The sequence below is a fragment of the Flaviramulus sp. BrNp1-15 genome, assembly GCF_022259695.1.
Classification (GTDB): domain Bacteria; phylum Bacteroidota; class Bacteroidia; order Flavobacteriales; family Flavobacteriaceae; genus BrNp1-15.
Genome location: NZ_CP092099.1, coordinates 665,118 through 681,107 on the forward strand (window position 1 = coordinate 665,118; position 15,990 = coordinate 681,107).

Below are 15,990 nucleotides of genomic sequence, written 5' to 3' on the forward strand. Positions count from 1 at the left end.
TTTGAACTCCAAAATAACCAACCAGCTCAAAGAAAAATACGAAGCCATAGACCAAGATGTCGATGCACATTTAGAAGGGTTATTACATAGTAAACCAATAAACTATTGGGATTATATTCAAACAGACGCTTTATTGAATCTTCAAGTGCAACGTACTGTTTTTCCAGATGAGAAGGTGTTTATAATGTATCATCAAATTTCGGAACTTCTGTTCAAAATGATTCTTAGTGAAATTGAACAAGTAGCTAAAAGCGATAATTTATCTGCTGAAATATTCACAGATAAAATAATGCGTGTTAGTCGTTATTTTGATGTGCTTACCTCCTCTTTCAGCATAATGAAAGACGGTATGGATATAGATCAATATAATAAATTTAGAACTACTCTAACTCCTGCTAGTGGTTTTCAAAGTGCCCAATACCGAAAAATAGAATTTGCATCAACAGAACTTATCAATTTAATAGATAAAAGATTTAGAGATACAATCGATAGAAATTCATCTTACGAACATGCTTTCGAACATTTGTATTGGCAAGCCGCAGGTAAAGATTATAAAACTGGTAAAAAAACCTATACATTAACAGCTTTTGAAGAGCGTTATAAAGAGGAATTTATTAGATTTACAAAGTTTTATCAGTTTAACAATTTGTACTCTAAATTTAAGTCGCTTCCTAAGGAAGCCAGAGAAAACAAAGAACTAATTGATGCCATGCGACATTATGATTACACAGTTAATATTAAATGGGTCATGGCGCATTACAATACAGCAAACCATTATTTAAATATAGGAGGTAAAACTGCTGAAGCAACAGGAGGAAGTGAATGGGTAAAATACATGCACCCAAAATATCAAAAAAGAATATTTTTTCCAGATTTATGGACAGAAAAAGAGAAACAAGAGTGGGGAACAAATATAGTATAGTACTATTAGGTATAGTATTATTGTGTTTTATAGGATGTAAAAAAGAAGAACAAAAACCTGTATTAGAAGAGGAATTAGCAATTATAGAAGAACCAGAAGAGGTCTTAGAATTTGGTTTTAATTTAAATGATTTTATTGTAAAGAGAGACACCATTAAAAAAGGAGATAGTTTTGGTGAAATTTTAGAACGCAATAAAGTAGGTTACCCAGCAATATTTCAAATAGCAGAAAAAGCCAAAGACACTTTTGATATCAGACGTCTTCAAGTAGGCAAACCATACACTCTTTTATGCTCTAAAGACTCATTAGAAATGCCTAAATGTTTTATCTATCAACCTAGTTTAGAGGAATATGTGGTGATAAATTTTAATGATTCTATTCATGCTTACACAAGCAGAAAGCCCATTAAATATGTTGAAAAAACAGCAACAGGAGTTATAACTAATAATATTTCTGAAACCTTAGAAGAGCAAGGTTTAAGCCCTAGATTAGCGTATAAAATGGCTGATGAAATTTATGCTTGGACTATAGATTTTAGACGCCTCCAAAAAGGCGACCGTTTCAAAGTTATTTATACAGATAAATATATAGACGATACTATTTATACAGGTGTTCATAATATTAAAGCGGCTTATTTTGAACACAATAAAGAGCCTTTTTATGCTTTTGAGTTTGAAACTGATTCTGTAAAAGGAATCGTAGATTATTTTAATGAAGAAGCTAAAAATTTACGTCGCGCCTTTTTAAAAGCACCAGTAAAGTTTAGTAGAATATCATCTAGGTATAATTTAAAGAGAAGAATTGCAGTTTACGGTTACAGAGTTAGACCACACAGAGGTACAGACTTTGCAGCTCCCATAGGCACACCAATTATGGCAACAGCAAACGGAACGGTTACAGAGTCTAAAAGACGAGGTGGTAATGGTAATTATGTAAAAATAAGACATAACGCAACATATACAACGCAGTATTTACACATGAGTAGAAGAAAAGCTAAAGTTGGTGAGTTTGTAAAACAAGGCGATATTATAGGTTGGGTTGGTATGACAGGTAATACAGGTGGACCACATGTATGCTATCGTTTCTGGAAAAACGGAAAAGAAGTTGATCCTTTTAAACAAAAATTACCAGAGGCAAAACCAATTTCAGACTCATTAAAAGTTGAATATTTAGACTTTATAAAACCTATAAAGTATAAGTTAGATAATATTTTCTTTAAACCAGAAATTAAAGAGGACCAACCAGAACAAACAATAATAACGCAAGCAAATTCATAACATGTCATTACCTACTATAAACCCTACAACAACAAATTCCTGGAAAAAATTACAAAAGCATTTTGAAGAAGTAAAAGATGTTCACATGAGAAATTTGTTTGCTCAAGACGCAGATAGAGCAAATAAATTATCTGTTAAATGGGACGATTTTTATGTAGATTTTTCAAAAAATAGAATTACTAGCGACACTATAAAGTATTTACTGGAACTAGCAGATGAGGTTAAGTTAAAAGATGCGATTAAAAGTCAGTTTTCAGGTGATATCATTAACCAAACAGAATCAAGAGCTGTTTTACATACCGCGTTGCGTGCACCAAAAAATGCAGACTTTAAAGTTGAAGGTGTTAATGTAATGCCCGAAATTTATGAAGTGAAACAAAAAATTGAAAGCTTCACTAATGATGTTGTAAACGGTCACAGAAAAGGATACACTGGAGAAACATTTACCGATATTGTAAATATTGGAATTGGTGGTTCAGACCTTGGTCCTGCTATGGTAGTAGACTCACTTCAGTATTACAAAAATCATTTAACTACACACTTTGTAAGTAATGTAGATGGAGATCATGTAAATGAAGTTATTAAAAAATTAAATCCAGAAACCACATTATTTGTTATAGTTTCAAAAACATTTACAACTCAAGAAACACTATCGAACGCAAATACAATTAAAGATTGGTTTTTAAAATCAGCAAAGAAAGAAACAATAGCAACACATTTTGTGGCGGTTTCAACCAATATAAAAAATGTAAAAGCTTTTGGAATAGATGAAAATAATATTTTCCCAATGTGGGATTGGGTTGGTGGTCGTTTTTCACTTTGGAGTGCCGTTGGTTTAACTATTAGTTTAGCAATAGGTTACAATAATTTTGATAATCTATTACAAGGGGCAAACAAAATGGATGAACATTTTAAAAATGAAGATTTCTCAACTAATATCCCTGTTTTATTAGCTTTAATTAGCGTATGGTATAATAACTTTTTTAAAGCTGAAAGTGAAGCAATTATTCCTTATTCTCAATACCTAAATCAGTTTGCAACTTATTTGCAACAAGGCATTATGGAAAGTAATGGTAAGAGTGTTGATAGGAATGGTAAACCAATAGATTATCAAACTGGAACTATTATATGGGGAGAGTCTGGAACCAATTCGCAACATGCATTTTTTCAACTAATACATCAAGGTACAAAATTGATACCAGCAGATTTTATTGGGTTTACAAAATCACTTCATGGAAATCAAGATCATCAAGATAAGTTAATTTCAAACTTTTTAGCACAAACAGAAGCTTTAATGAGTGGGAAAACAGAGCATCAAGTAATTGCTGAAGGAACACAGAAGAATATCGTTCCATTTAAAATTTTTAGAGGTAATAACCCAACTAATACCATATTTATTAACAAATTAACACCCGAAAATTTAGGGAAATTAATTGCAATGTATGAGCATAAAATATTTGTTCAAGGAGTTATTTGGAATATATTTAGTTATGATCAGTTTGGTGTGGAATTAGGAAAACAACTAGCTAACAAAATTTTACAAGAATTTAACAATACTGCGGTAAACGAACATGACTCTTCAACTCAAAATTTATTGAATTATTATAAGAATATCTCTTAAAAGAAAGAATTATTCTTACTAAATAAATCGAAAAGAGGCTAATATTTTAAATGTTAGCCTCTTTTTTTTATCAACAATTGTTAAATTTCTTAACAATTGGTTAATATTTAATACTTAATTATCAGTATTTTTGCATCGACTAATTTCAAATAATTAATACATAATTAGAATTATGAAAAAAACTACTAATTTTTTATTCCTAGCTGTAATGCTTTTGTGCTCTGCAGTTATAATGGCACAAAGCACTATCACAGGTACTGTTTTAGAGGCTGGAACTAACATTCCATTGCCAGGGGCAAACGTTGTTGAAAAAGGTACAACCAATGGAGTTGTTACAGACTTTGATGGAAACTTTTCAATCAACACTCAAACAAGCTCTGGAGAAATTGTTATATCCTATATTGGTTATAACTCTAAGACTGTTGCTTTTACTGGAAATGCTGATTTAGGAGCTATTTCTTTAGAATCAAGTCAATTTGGACTTGAAGAAATACAAATTATTGCCTCTGTTGCAGTAGATAGAAAAACACCAGTAGCAGTATCAACTGTTAGAGCAGCTGATATTGAACTAAAGCTGGGAACTCAAGAATTTCCTGAAATTTTAAAATCTACACCAGGTGTTTATGCAACAAAAGCTGGTGGTGGTTATGGTGATGGTAGAATAAACCTTCGTGGATTTAATTCTGAAAATGTTGCGGTAATGATTAATGGTATTCCAGTAAACGACATGGAAAATGGTCGTGTGTTTTGGAGTAACTGGGCTGGTCTTGGAGATGTAACAAGTCAAATGCAAGTACAAAGAGGTTTAGGAGCTGCGAAAATTGCAGTGCCTTCTATTGGTGGTACAATTAACATAGTTACAAAAACTACAGATGTTGAAGAAGGAGGAAATGTTATAACCTCAATAGCTAATGATGGTTACTTGAAATATGGCTTAACTTACTCTACTGGTTTAATGGATAACGGTTTTGCTGCTACAGTATCTGCTGCAAAAACTGAAGGCGATGGATATGTTGATGGTACTGAGTTTTCTGGGGTGTCATATTTTGTTAATATTTCTAAAGAAATTAATGATTCACACAAGTTGTCATTTTCAGCATTTGGTGCTAAACAACGTCACGGACAAAGACAAAACAGACAGTTAATCGAAACGTATAGAAAAAGTGAAAGAGGTAGAAAATTTAATGCCGATTGGGGTTATAAAAACGGACAAGTAACTTTTCAAGAAGACAACTTTTACCACAAACCACAAATGTCTATAAACCATTATTGGGACTTAAATGATAATACTTCAATTAATACTTCTGCTTACGCATCATTTGGATCTGGTGGAGGTGGTGGTACTGCCGGAACTTTTAAATTCGGATTTGATGCTAATACTGGGCAAGGTGATTATAGAACAGGTAATTTTGGTCCAATAAATTTTGATAAAATAGTAGACGAAAATATTGCTGCAGGTGCAAATGGTGCAGAAACCTATTTAAGAGCATCACGTAACGATCATAACTGGTATGGTGTACTTTCTACTTTAAAAACAAACCTAACCGAAGATTTAGTTTTATTAGCTGGTTTAGATTATAGAAACTACAAAGGGATACATTTCTCAGAAGTAACAGATTTATTAGGTGCTCAATATGCTTTAGATGATGGTAACGTAAACAATCCAAATGCAGCACTTAAAGTAGGAGACAAAAGAGATTATTATAATGATGGTTTAGTTGGTTGGTTAGGAGCCTTTGGTCAATTAGAGTATGATGTAAATGAAAACTTCAATACATTTATATCGTTAGCAGCCTCTAATACATCTTATAAAAGAATAGATTATTTCACTTATTTAGATTCTGATCCATTGCAAGAAACAGATCGTTATAACTTCTTTGGGTTTAGTGCAAAAGGTGGTGCTAATTATAGAATAGATGCAAATCATAATGTGTTTGCTAACTTAGGTTATTTTGAAAAAGCACCAGGATTTGATTCTGTATTCTTAAACTTTAGTAATGATAATATAAATGCTGATGCGCCAAACCAAAAAATATCAAGTTTTGAATTAGGCTATGGTTTTAGAGGGGAAAAATTATCTGCTAATTTAAACCTTTATAGCACAAGATGGAATGATAGAACTGAAACTGCAACATTCCAACAACCTGATGGTACTAGAGCCGCAGCAAATATTTTAGGGGTAAATGCAATTCATCAAGGTATCGAGTTAGATTTTATCTTTAGAGCAACTAGTAAATTAGATATTACTGGTATGGCATCACTGGGAGATTGGAGATGGGATAGCAACGTGACAGATGTTTCTATTCTTGATGAAGACCAAAATGTAGTTGAAACGGTTGATTTATATATAAAAGATTTACATGTAGCAGATGCAGCTCAAACTACTGCAGCTTTAGGAGTGAATTATAAGTTTGCACCAGATACTAGACTTATTTTAGATTATAACTATTACGCAGATATATATGCAGATTTCGATCCTAGTGATCGTGGTGTAGAAGGTGCGCCTGATGCATGGAAAATGCCTGATTATGGCTTATTTGATGTTGCTATGACACATGGATTTAAGTTTGGTCCTTTCGATGCTAGTTTAACGGCAAGAATGAATAATGTGTTTGATACTGAGTATATCTCTGATGCTCAGGACGGTACTGGTTCTGTAACAGAAACGGCATTAGTGTATTTTGGCTACGGAAGAACCTTTAGTATAGGAGCAAAACTTAATTTCTAAAAAACTTTGAAAATGAAAAAAATAATATTTTACTTAATGATTTTAGGATTAACCTTTACCGGTTGTAATCCTTTAGATGATATTTATAGTGATATAGATGCGAAACCAAGTCCAGTTGTAGGAGCTGTAGACTATACATTAACTTCAGAAGATTATGCAGAATATGAAACAGAATTAAATGGTGAAGAATATTTTGAAGACCAAGATCAAGCTGATTTGCTAATACCAGACTTTTTAGCTGATTTATATCCTGTATGGGGTGAAGGTTCATTAGTTAATGTAGGCTATAATTTATATGATGAAACTTTAACAGAACCAATTACTGCTTCAGAAACATTATCAAACTTGAATCAAATAGACGACTATTTATCTTCAAACTATGAAACTGCTGAAAATGGAACTTTTGTAGAATTAACATATAATGCCGAAGTTTTAGCTTATACACTAAGCGATAGCGATTTTGAGAGTATAGAAGGTACTTTAGGCTCCAAGTATCCCGAGGCTACAAGTAGTGCCGCTAGATTTGGAAACTTTGAAAGAAGATCATCCAACGATGCTTACTGGTCTGATAGCATGATTTTAGAAGCGCTTACAGGATTATTAGCGTCAGAATATAACACAGGACAAGTTGTTGTAGTTAATTTCCCTATTTATGATGGTAGCCCAGGTTCAGAAACTTTTGTAGTGCAACATAATGGTTATAGTTTCTTAAAATTAGATGTTGAAGCTAGTGGTTCAGACGCTGTAGAGTATACATTGTCTGGAGATGATTATGATACTATTGCAACAGACTTAGCATCTACTTACCCAGATCCTGCCTCAAACTTAGGCAATTTTGGAAGTTTTGATGTAAGAGTTGGGTCTAGTGATAATGCTTGGACAGATGCTATGATTTTAGAAGCCCTTAATATTGTTTTACCTGTAGCTACTGAAGGTGATGTTTATGCTGTAACTTATGCCATTTACAATGGTTCTGTTGGTACAGAAACAGTAACTTTACTTTACACTGGTGGGGTATATGTTGAAAATGCGACTGTTGTTGAAGTATCTTCTATAGTTGCAAAAAACAACGGCGATTGGGAATTTCCATACACGTTTACTGAAGCAGACTTTAATTCTTTTGGATTTAGATTCCCTAATTTCAGTAGTAGCAATATATATATATTAGATATCTTTTTAGAAGATTTATTTCCTTTCGCTCAAGCTGATGATGTAACTATGGTTCAATATGCGTTTTATAATGGAGACGAAACAGTTACCAAATACGGTCACAGTATTTTTGATGGAGATAAATGGAAACTTACACCTGATGTTATTGAAACTAGTTTCCAATATGGATTTGAAAATGGTGTTTGGGTACCAGATAACACCATCAATTACACATTTTTAAGTGCTGATGTAACCTTGATTTCTGAAGCATTTATAGAAATATATCCTGGACCTGCCGATAATGTAGGGTTCTTTGGTAGTTTTGATAGAAGATCAGGTAGCTCAAACTACTGGAATGATGATATGTTATTAGAAGCATTCAATGTATTACTTGATGTTAGAGACCCAAGTGCTGCAGAAGGCCAAAAATATAAATTAACTTTTGTTGTATATACTGGTTCTACTGGTAACGAAACTAAAAGTGTAATTAAAGAAGGTGGCGTTTGGGTATATAATGAATAACCTAAATTGCTATAATTTTTAAACCGCTCCTAAAGGGGCGGTTTTTTTCTCTTTATAAAACTTTCATTATGAAAAAAAGCTTATATAAACTATCAACAATTGTCCTTTTTATGGTGTTAAGTTGCGGTAGTGATGATCCTGTAACTGTGGAAAAGCCCATTGCAGTTAATGATAACGCTTCTGTTTCAGAAAACACAACTATTACTATTAATGTATTGCAAAATGATGATTTAAAAAACAATGCCTTAATTAATACTTTTGATGAAACTTCATCAAACAACGGAACAATATATAAAACAGCCAATGATGCTTTAGTTTATACACCTAATACAAATTTTATTGGTACAGATACATTTACATATACCATATGCGATTCCTTTAGTACTCCAAATTGTTCCACTGCTACAGTAACCATAACTGTAACCGATGAAGGAAATCCAGTTGCAGTAGACGATGGATACACCGTTGAGGAGAACAATATTATAACTTTAGAAATTTTAAATAACGATAGTTTAGTAGATAATGCCGTTTTATCTAATTTGAATATTAGTTCTATAAACGGGACTGCAATTTTAAATAATGATAATACAATAACTTACACTGCATCAAATGGCTTTTCAGGAGAAGACACCTTTACATATACTCTGTGTGACAATGATGAAACACCAAACTGTTCTACAGCAACAGTAACTATTACTGTAACTGATGAAGGAAATCCAACAGCAAATAATGATGACTTCAATATCAACGAAAACAGCGAAAAAATCTTAAATGTGTTGGTAAATGACCAACTAATAGACGATGCCGTTATAGATTCTATAGATGATGCTTCAACAATTGGTACAGTAACATTAAATACTGATGGAACAATAACATATACACCTCAAACCGATTTCACAGGTAATGATTCTTTTACCTATAGCATCTGTGATGATGATGAAACACCAAACTGCTCCACAGCAACTGTTTCTATTAATGTACTAACACCTATTAACTTTAATATACCTTTAAGCATTAGTAACTATTACGATGGGGTAGTATTTAGTCAAGATAGCGACTTATTATTTGATGAAATAGAAACATTAACCGTTTCAAATCACACTACAGTTTTACAGTATTCACAAAGACATAACTATTTGTATGATGCCGATGAGGATTTAAATAACCCAGACAATGTAATTTTAATATACTCAAGTGAAAGTAGATACTGGGAAGAGTACAATTCCCCCTCAAATTCATATTCTCCACAAACATTTAATACCGAACACATTTACCCACAATCTTTATACGCTGGTGGAGAAGGTGGAGAAGCAAAAGATGAGATAGTAAAAGCAGATTTACACCATTTAAGAGCATGTGATGAAAATGTAAATAACAATAGAAGTAATAATCCTTACGGAGATGGTAATGGAAGCTCAACCTATAATCTATTTAATAGCGAGTGGTATCCTGGTAATGAATGGAAAGGTGATGTAGCTCGTATGATTATGTATTTAAATATCAGATATGGCGAATCTTTCAACCCTGTTGGTTCACTAGAATTATTCTTAAGATGGAATATTGAAGACCCTGTTTCAGAATTTGAAATGCAACGTAACGACGTTATTTATGCTGCTCAAGGCAATAGAAACCCTTTTATTGATAATCCTTATTTAGCAACTCTAATTTGGGGTGGTAATGATGCTGAAAATAAATGGGAATAGTAAGTAATTAAAAAATAACTTAAATTTAAACCGCTTCAATCTGAAGCGGTTTTTTTATGCTTTTAATTATTACATTTGTTAAATAAAATAAAAAAATACAATTATGTACGAAACAGTAAGATCACTCCACTCCTATTGGGCATATTTAGTGCTAATAGTTTTGATAATAGCAACAATGAATGCTATAATAAAAACACTGGGAAGTAAAGAGTACGAAGCAAACGATTTTAGAAAGTCATTGTTTACACTAATTGTATCTCACATTCAACTATTAATAGGGCTAGTTTTATATTTTGTATCTCCAAGACTGCAAATGTTTAGTGAGCTGGGTATGGGAGAAATTATGAAAGATTCTATAAACAGATTGTATTTAGTAGAACATCCTTTAGTTAATATAATTGCAGTTGCTCTAATTACTATAGGCTATTCTAAACATAAAAAGAAATTAACATCGCAAGCTAAATTAAAAACAATAGCTATTTTCTATTCAATAGCATTGGTACTGTTTTTATCAAGAATTCCTTGGAGTTCCTGGATTGGGTAAAAGAGAGTTTAATTACTTTCTTTAATAAGATATACATACACTGGGAAATGGTCGCTAAAACCATTACTAAACCCACCATCAGACCAACTTCTAAAAGGATAACCTTTATAAGCGCCTTGGTTTTGTATTAAATATTGTTTATTAAAAATGCCGGATTTGTAAAACCTGAAAGAGCTATAATCTTTTTCAAGTAATGGTTTTGTTACCATAATTTGATCAAATAAACTCCAAGAATCACGATAGGCTGTTGTACCTAATCCATTTCTATAAAGTTTTTCAAATGGGTTATATATACCTTTTAAATCTACTTTTCTTTTGTCTTTTTTAGTTTTTAAAACCTTTTTAACGCTTGTATTATTCGGATTATCATTTAAATCGCCCATTATAAGAATTTTTGCATATGGGTCTATAACTTGTAAGGAATCTATTAAATGTTTATTCAATTTTGCCGCAGCTACACGTTTAGGCCTGCTTCTAGCTTCACCGCCTCGTCTAGAAGGCCAATGATTTACAATTAAATGAATTAAATCATTTTCAAGTTTTCCACTTACCAATAATTGATTTCTAGTGTAAATTCTTTTTTGATTTTGGTCATCATAAATTTTCAATTCATGAGAACTTGTGTTTATGGGTGTAAATATGTTTTTTTGATAAAGAAGAGCCACATCTATTCCTCTAGCATCAGGAGAATCGTAATGAATAATGCCATAATTTTTACTAATTAACAGTGAGTCATTCACAATATCTTCTAAAACTGTTTTATTTTCAATTTCACAAACTCCAATTATAGCAGGAGAATTTTTGGTAACATCATTACCAATATCAGCAATAACACGAGCCATATTGTGTATTTTTTGTTTGTAAGCTTCACTATGGTTTGTTTTTAGCTCCATAATGGGACTAAATTCATCAAATTTATTGGGGTCGTTAATGGTGTCAAATAAATTTTCTAAATTGTAGAAAGCTATAGTATGAATCTTGAATTTTTTCTCTTGTGCGTTTACAGTCATAAATACACATATTATAAAAATAGAAATACTTAGTTTTAAAAGATTCATAATTAATAAAAAATGATAAGCTTACGTATAATAAGCGCAAAACTTAAGCCAAAGTTATTGAAAATCAATTAAACTTTTATATTTTGGTATTTAATTGATATTCAGTTGATTTTTTAATCACCTGAGTCTAAATTTAAGTATGAAGAACTCCTCACTCTTTTTCTTATTCAGCATTTTTTCAATTGCACTATATTCACAACAAACCTTTGTTAAGGGGAGTGTTAAAGATGCCACCTCTTTTGAACCAATTGAAGATGTTACTATTACCATTGAAGAAACTCAACAATATGTATTAACAGATGTTTTAGGCGAGTTTATTTTTACTGAAAATGTCCCTTTAGGGGAACATATACTAAGAATTTCTAAATCGGGATACATTACAAAACGCTTTCCAATTATTATAAGTGAAGGAAAAACGGTAAACATTACCGATATGACTTTAGAAAGAGATTTATCGAGTACTGCCGATTTGTTTACCATTACATTATCTGATGATGAATTGAATGACGATACCAGTGGAGCAGATAATATTTCAGGATTGTTGGCCTCATCTTTAGATATATTTCAACGTACAGCAGCTTTTGAATTTAGTTCTTCCTTTTTCAGAGTTCGTGGTTTAGATTCTAACAATGGTACTATTTTAATTAATGGTATTGAAATGAATAAAGTTTACAATGGAAGACCACAATGGAGCAATTGGGGTGGTATAAACGATGTGCTTAGAAACCAAGAATTAACTTTAGGTTTAGCACCATCTAATTATACTTTTGGAGGTATTTTAGGCGCAACAAATATAAATGTAAGAGCCTCAAAAGCTAGAGAAGGTGGACGCTTAACCTATTCTTCTTCAAATAGAAGTTATACCAATCGGGTTATGGCAACATACGCATCAGGATTATTAAAAAATAATTGGGCTTATGTGGTTTCAGTTGGCAGACGCTGGGGTAACGGAGGTTATCAAGACGCTACAAGTTATAATTCTAATTCGTTTTTCGCTTCCGCAGAAAAAGTTTTTAATAATTCACACAGTATAAATCTAACGGCAATTTATACGCCAAATAGAAGGGGAAAATCTTCTCCAAACACTCAAGAAGTTTACGATTTAAAAGACATAAAGTACAACGAATACTGGGGTTGGCAAGATGGAGAAAAACGCAACTCTAGAATAAAGGAAGTTAGCGAACCCATTGTTATGTTAAATCATTACTGGAATATAAACAGTAAAACATCATTAAATACGAATATAGCTTATCAATTCGGGAAACTGGGGAATAGCAGGTTAGATTATAATGGGACTGATTTGATTGATGGTTTTCCACAAGGTGGAGGTGCAAATCCAAGCCCAACCTATTACCAAAAATTACCAAGTTATTTTGAACGTAATTTCCCAAACGATTTGCAATTTGCGTATTCAGCTTTAAAAACATTTCAAAATGATGGCCAAATAGATTGGAATGCTATGTACACAGCAAACATTGCCAATGCAGAAAATGGAGGAAATGCCATTTACGCCTTATATGAAGATAGAGTAGATGACACCCAATTAACCCTAAATTCCATTTTAAATAAAGAAATTAATAATAATATTGTTCTTAATGCAGGTATTAATTATAAGAGCTTAAAATCAGAAAATTTTGCACAAACTTTAGATCTTTTAGGAGCAACAACCTATTTAGATATTGATGGTTTTGCCACCAATATTGATGAAGCTCAAAATGATTTACTAAATACAAATAGAGTAGTTACAGAAGGTGAAAAATTCAAGTATCATTACAATGTATTTGCTAACGAATTAAGTGTGTTTACTCAGGCACAATTCACTTATAATAAAGTAGATTTTTATGTTTCAGGGAATTTGAAGAATACACAATACCAAAGAGAAGGTATTTATCAAAATGGTGGGTTTCCAGATAATTCACTTGGGAAAGGTGATAAACTAAGTTTCACGGGCTTTGGTGGAAAAGCAGGATTAACATATAAATTAACAGGAAAGCACTTGTTTGGGTTAAATGCTGGTTATATTTCAAGAGCGCCTTTTATTCAAAACACATATTCAAATTCAAGAGAAAATCACAATACTGTTCCAAATATTTCCGAAGAAAAAATAACAACTTTAGATGTGAGTTATATTTTTCGTTCCTCTATAATAAAAGCTAAACTAACAGGGTATTACAATAAAATTAGTGATGCCAGTGAGATATCGTTCTTTTTTGCAGATGGTATTGGTGGCGATAATACAGCTTTTGTACAAGAGATTTTACAGGGCATTGAAAAAAAACATATTGGTGGCGAATTAGGTGTTGAAGCTCAAGTTACACCAACTATAAAATTAAAAGGTGTGGCAGCTGTTGGAGAGTTTACTTATGCTAATAACCCAAATTTATTTCTGTCTACAGAACCAGATGAGGAATCTGTAGCAGCCGGTTTTGAAAATGGTTTTAAAGATTTTGGCGTATCTAAATTAAAGAATTACAAATTAGCTTCAGGTCCACAAAACGCATATTCTGTTGGTTTTGAATATCGCGATCCCGATTTCTGGTGGTTTGGGGCAACTACAAATTTCTTTACAAATACTTATGTAGATGTGAGTCCGTTAACAAGATCCTCAAATTTTAATACAGATTTTGACGGTAATGTATTTAATGATTATGATGAAGATTTAGCCAGAGCACTATTAAAACAAGAGCGTTTTAATGATTATATGGTTGTAAACTTAGTGGGAGGAAAATCTTGGAAAATAGGAACGTATTATGTGGGACTTTTTGCTAGTGTAAACAATTTTTTGGATGAAACTTATAAATCAGGTGGTTTTGAACAAGGCAGAAATGCCAATTATAGAGAATTAAGAAACGATAAAGCATTAGAAACACCAGTATTTGGAGCTAAATATTGGTATGGTAGAGGTGCTACATATTTTTTAAATCTCAATGTTAGATTCTAGAATTTGTCATTTCCGCGTATCGCACTGAGCTTGTCGAAGTGAAGGCGGAAATCTAAAATAAAGCGTTATGAAAGCAAATAAAATAAAATCGGTTTTTGCATTTGCAATAGTGTTGTTTGTATTCTCTTGTGTAAAAGATGATGATTACAGCATACCAGATATTTCAATAAGTGAACCCACTATTCCGCAAGAGCAAATCACTACATTTAATGCTATAAAGTCTTTATATGAACAGGCTGTAAATGATGGTAAAACTACGGCAACTATTGCTGATGACATTGATTTGTACATTGAAGGTTATGTGATTTCTTCAGATAAATCGGGTAACTTTTTTGAAGAATTAATCATTCAAAATAAAACGGATGACAGTAACCCCGATAGCGATCCAAGACTGGGGTTTAAAATCGATATTAACGTTAGCAATTTATCAGACACCTATCAATTTGGCCAAAAAGTATATGTGAAAATGACAGGTTTAGCCATTGGTGAAAGCAATGGTGTGATAACCATTGGCAAAGGTGATGCTGTAACGGTAAAACAAATTCAGGCTGCAGAATATCAAAATATCATTTTAAGAAGTAGTGAAATAGCAGATATAACCCCAAAAATAGGCGATTTATCAATATTAAATGAGCGTGATGAAAACACCTTAATTCAGTTAAATAACATACAATTAAATAGGTTTGAATTGGGAGCCACTTTTGCAAGTGAGGCTATAGATGAGTTTGATGGATTACGCACCTTAGAAAGTTGCGATTCGGGCATTTCCATGATTTTACAAACCAGCACATTTGCCGATTTTAAATCGTTAATAATTCCACAAGGTAGCGGAAGCGTAACAGGCGTTTTTAGTAGAGATTTTGGAGATGATTTTAACGTGTTAATCATCAATAGTTCTGCTGATATTAACTTTGAAAATGAAGAGCGTTGCGACCCCATAGAATTAACCTGTGGATTAGCCAATACTGTAGGGACAGGAAACTTACTTTATGAAGATTTTGAGCCACAACGAAATAACAGGCCCATAGAAATTGAAGGTTGGACAAACTATATTGAAGCAGGCACTGAAGCTTGGGAAGGTTATTCATCAACATCTTCAAATGCTTCGTTAGGGCGTTCGGCAAGATTTCAACCAGCCAGTTCTGGCGATGATAGTAATATTGGGTGGTTAATAACACCTGCTATTAATTTAGATGTTCAAGAAGGCGAAACATTGCGTTTTAAAACTTCTAATAGTCTTGCTGATAGTAGTTTTATGGAAGTACTATATTCCTTAGATTGGGATGGCGATGAAGCGACCATTACATCTTCAACATGGGGTGTTTTATCTGCAGCTTATGTTGTAAAAGACACCGATTCGTTTGCGCCTTGGTTTAACTCCGGAAGTGTAGATTTATCTTGTGTTTCAGGAACAATGTACATTGCATTCAAATATACAGGAAGCGGACACGATACTTTTGATGGTGTTTATGAACTTGATGAAATTAGTATTGATTATGTGCCGTAGTAAACCTAAATTAGCCAA

At 32.5% G+C, this 15,990-nt stretch carries 10 protein-coding genes; 9 read left to right on the plus strand and 1 reads right to left on the minus strand.

Annotation, left to right across the window (positions count from 1 at the left end; translation table 11 throughout):
- Nucleotide 1 precedes the first annotated feature (1 nt).
- The 7 genes from MBM09_RS02875 (at nucleotide 2) to MBM09_RS02905 (ending at nucleotide 10,466) form a co-directional block, all read left to right on the plus strand.
- Nucleotides 2-922: a tryptophan 2,3-dioxygenase family protein gene (locus MBM09_RS02875; RefSeq protein ID WP_238675348.1), complete on the plus strand. Its 921-nt coding sequence runs from the start codon at nucleotides 2-4 to the stop codon at nucleotides 920-922.
- Nucleotides 877-2,199 (plus strand): peptidoglycan DD-metalloendopeptidase family protein, encoded by a 1,323-nt coding sequence (locus MBM09_RS02880; RefSeq protein WP_238675349.1) that lies wholly within the window; start codon nucleotides 877-879, stop codon nucleotides 2,197-2,199. Before MBM09_RS02875 ends, MBM09_RS02880 begins: the two co-directional genes overlap by 46 nt.
- 1 nt (nucleotide 2,200) lies before the next feature.
- Complete coding sequence (gene pgi / locus MBM09_RS02885; protein ID WP_238675350.1) at nucleotides 2,201-3,820, plus strand: glucose-6-phosphate isomerase; 1,620 nt, start codon at nucleotides 2,201-2,203, stop codon at nucleotides 3,818-3,820.
- 172 nt (nucleotides 3,821-3,992) lie between these two features.
- Nucleotides 3,993-6,548: a TonB-dependent receptor domain-containing protein gene (locus tag MBM09_RS02890; protein WP_238675351.1), complete on the plus strand. Its 2,556-nt coding sequence runs from the start codon at nucleotides 3,993-3,995 to the stop codon at nucleotides 6,546-6,548.
- A 12-nt stretch (nucleotides 6,549-6,560) separates the two neighbouring features.
- Nucleotides 6,561-8,219: a hypothetical protein gene (locus MBM09_RS02895; RefSeq protein ID WP_238675352.1), complete on the plus strand. Its 1,659-nt coding sequence runs from the start codon at nucleotides 6,561-6,563 to the stop codon at nucleotides 8,217-8,219.
- A 68-nt stretch (nucleotides 8,220-8,287) separates the two neighbouring features.
- Nucleotides 8,288-9,922, plus strand: a complete 1,635-nt coding sequence (locus tag MBM09_RS02900) for an Ig-like domain-containing protein (RefSeq protein WP_238675353.1) — start codon at nucleotides 8,288-8,290, stop codon at nucleotides 9,920-9,922.
- A gap of 103 nt (nucleotides 9,923-10,025) precedes the next feature.
- Nucleotides 10,026-10,466: a hypothetical protein gene (locus MBM09_RS02905; RefSeq protein WP_238675354.1), complete on the plus strand. Its 441-nt coding sequence runs from the start codon at nucleotides 10,026-10,028 to the stop codon at nucleotides 10,464-10,466.
- An 8-nt stretch (nucleotides 10,467-10,474) separates the two neighbouring features.
- Here the strand turns inward: MBM09_RS02905 and MBM09_RS02910 are convergent, their stop codons facing one another.
- A complete protein-coding gene (locus tag MBM09_RS02910) occupies nucleotides 10,475-11,524 on the minus strand; it encodes an endonuclease/exonuclease/phosphatase family protein (protein ID WP_238675355.1) in 1,050 nt (349 codons plus the stop codon).
- Nucleotides 11,525-11,663: 139 nt separating this feature from the next.
- On the opposite strand from MBM09_RS02910, the gene MBM09_RS02915 reads away from it, so the two are divergent.
- Together MBM09_RS02915 and MBM09_RS02920 are read left to right on the plus strand one after the other, a co-directional pair.
- On the plus strand, nucleotides 11,664-14,465 hold the full coding sequence (locus MBM09_RS02915) for a TonB-dependent receptor (RefSeq protein ID WP_238675356.1): 2,802 nt from the start codon (nucleotides 11,664-11,666) through the stop codon (nucleotides 14,463-14,465).
- Nucleotides 14,466-14,532: 67 nt separating this feature from the next.
- A complete protein-coding gene (locus MBM09_RS02920; RefSeq protein WP_238675357.1) occupies nucleotides 14,533-15,972 on the plus strand; it encodes a DUF5689 domain-containing protein in 1,440 nt (479 codons plus the stop codon).
- Nucleotides 15,973-15,990: the final 18 nt, after the last annotated feature.

Excerpts from the sequence above, each read along its gene's own strand:
- MBM09_RS02880 (WP_238675349.1), top strand. The coding sequence starts at position 877 with ATGGACAGAAAAAGAGAAACAAGAGTGGGGAACAAATATAGTATAGTA.
- pgi (WP_238675350.1), top strand. The coding sequence starts at position 2,201 with ATGTCATTACCTACTATAAACCCTACAACAACAAATTCCTGGAAAAAA.
- MBM09_RS02890 (WP_238675351.1), top strand. The coding sequence starts at position 3,993 with ATGAAAAAAACTACTAATTTTTTATTCCTAGCTGTAATGCTTTTGTGC.
- MBM09_RS02895 (WP_238675352.1), top strand. The coding sequence starts at position 6,561 with ATGAAAAAAATAATATTTTACTTAATGATTTTAGGATTAACCTTTACC.
- MBM09_RS02900 (WP_238675353.1), top strand. The coding sequence starts at position 8,288 with ATGAAAAAAAGCTTATATAAACTATCAACAATTGTCCTTTTTATGGTG.
- MBM09_RS02905 (WP_238675354.1), top strand. The coding sequence starts at position 10,026 with ATGTACGAAACAGTAAGATCACTCCACTCCTATTGGGCATATTTAGTG.
- MBM09_RS02910 (WP_238675355.1), bottom strand. The coding sequence starts at position 11,524 with ATGAATCTTTTAAAACTAAGTATTTCTATTTTTATAATATGTGTATTT.
- MBM09_RS02915 (WP_238675356.1), top strand. The coding sequence starts at position 11,664 with ATGAAGAACTCCTCACTCTTTTTCTTATTCAGCATTTTTTCAATTGCA.
- MBM09_RS02920 (WP_238675357.1), top strand. The coding sequence starts at position 14,533 with ATGAAAGCAAATAAAATAAAATCGGTTTTTGCATTTGCAATAGTGTTG.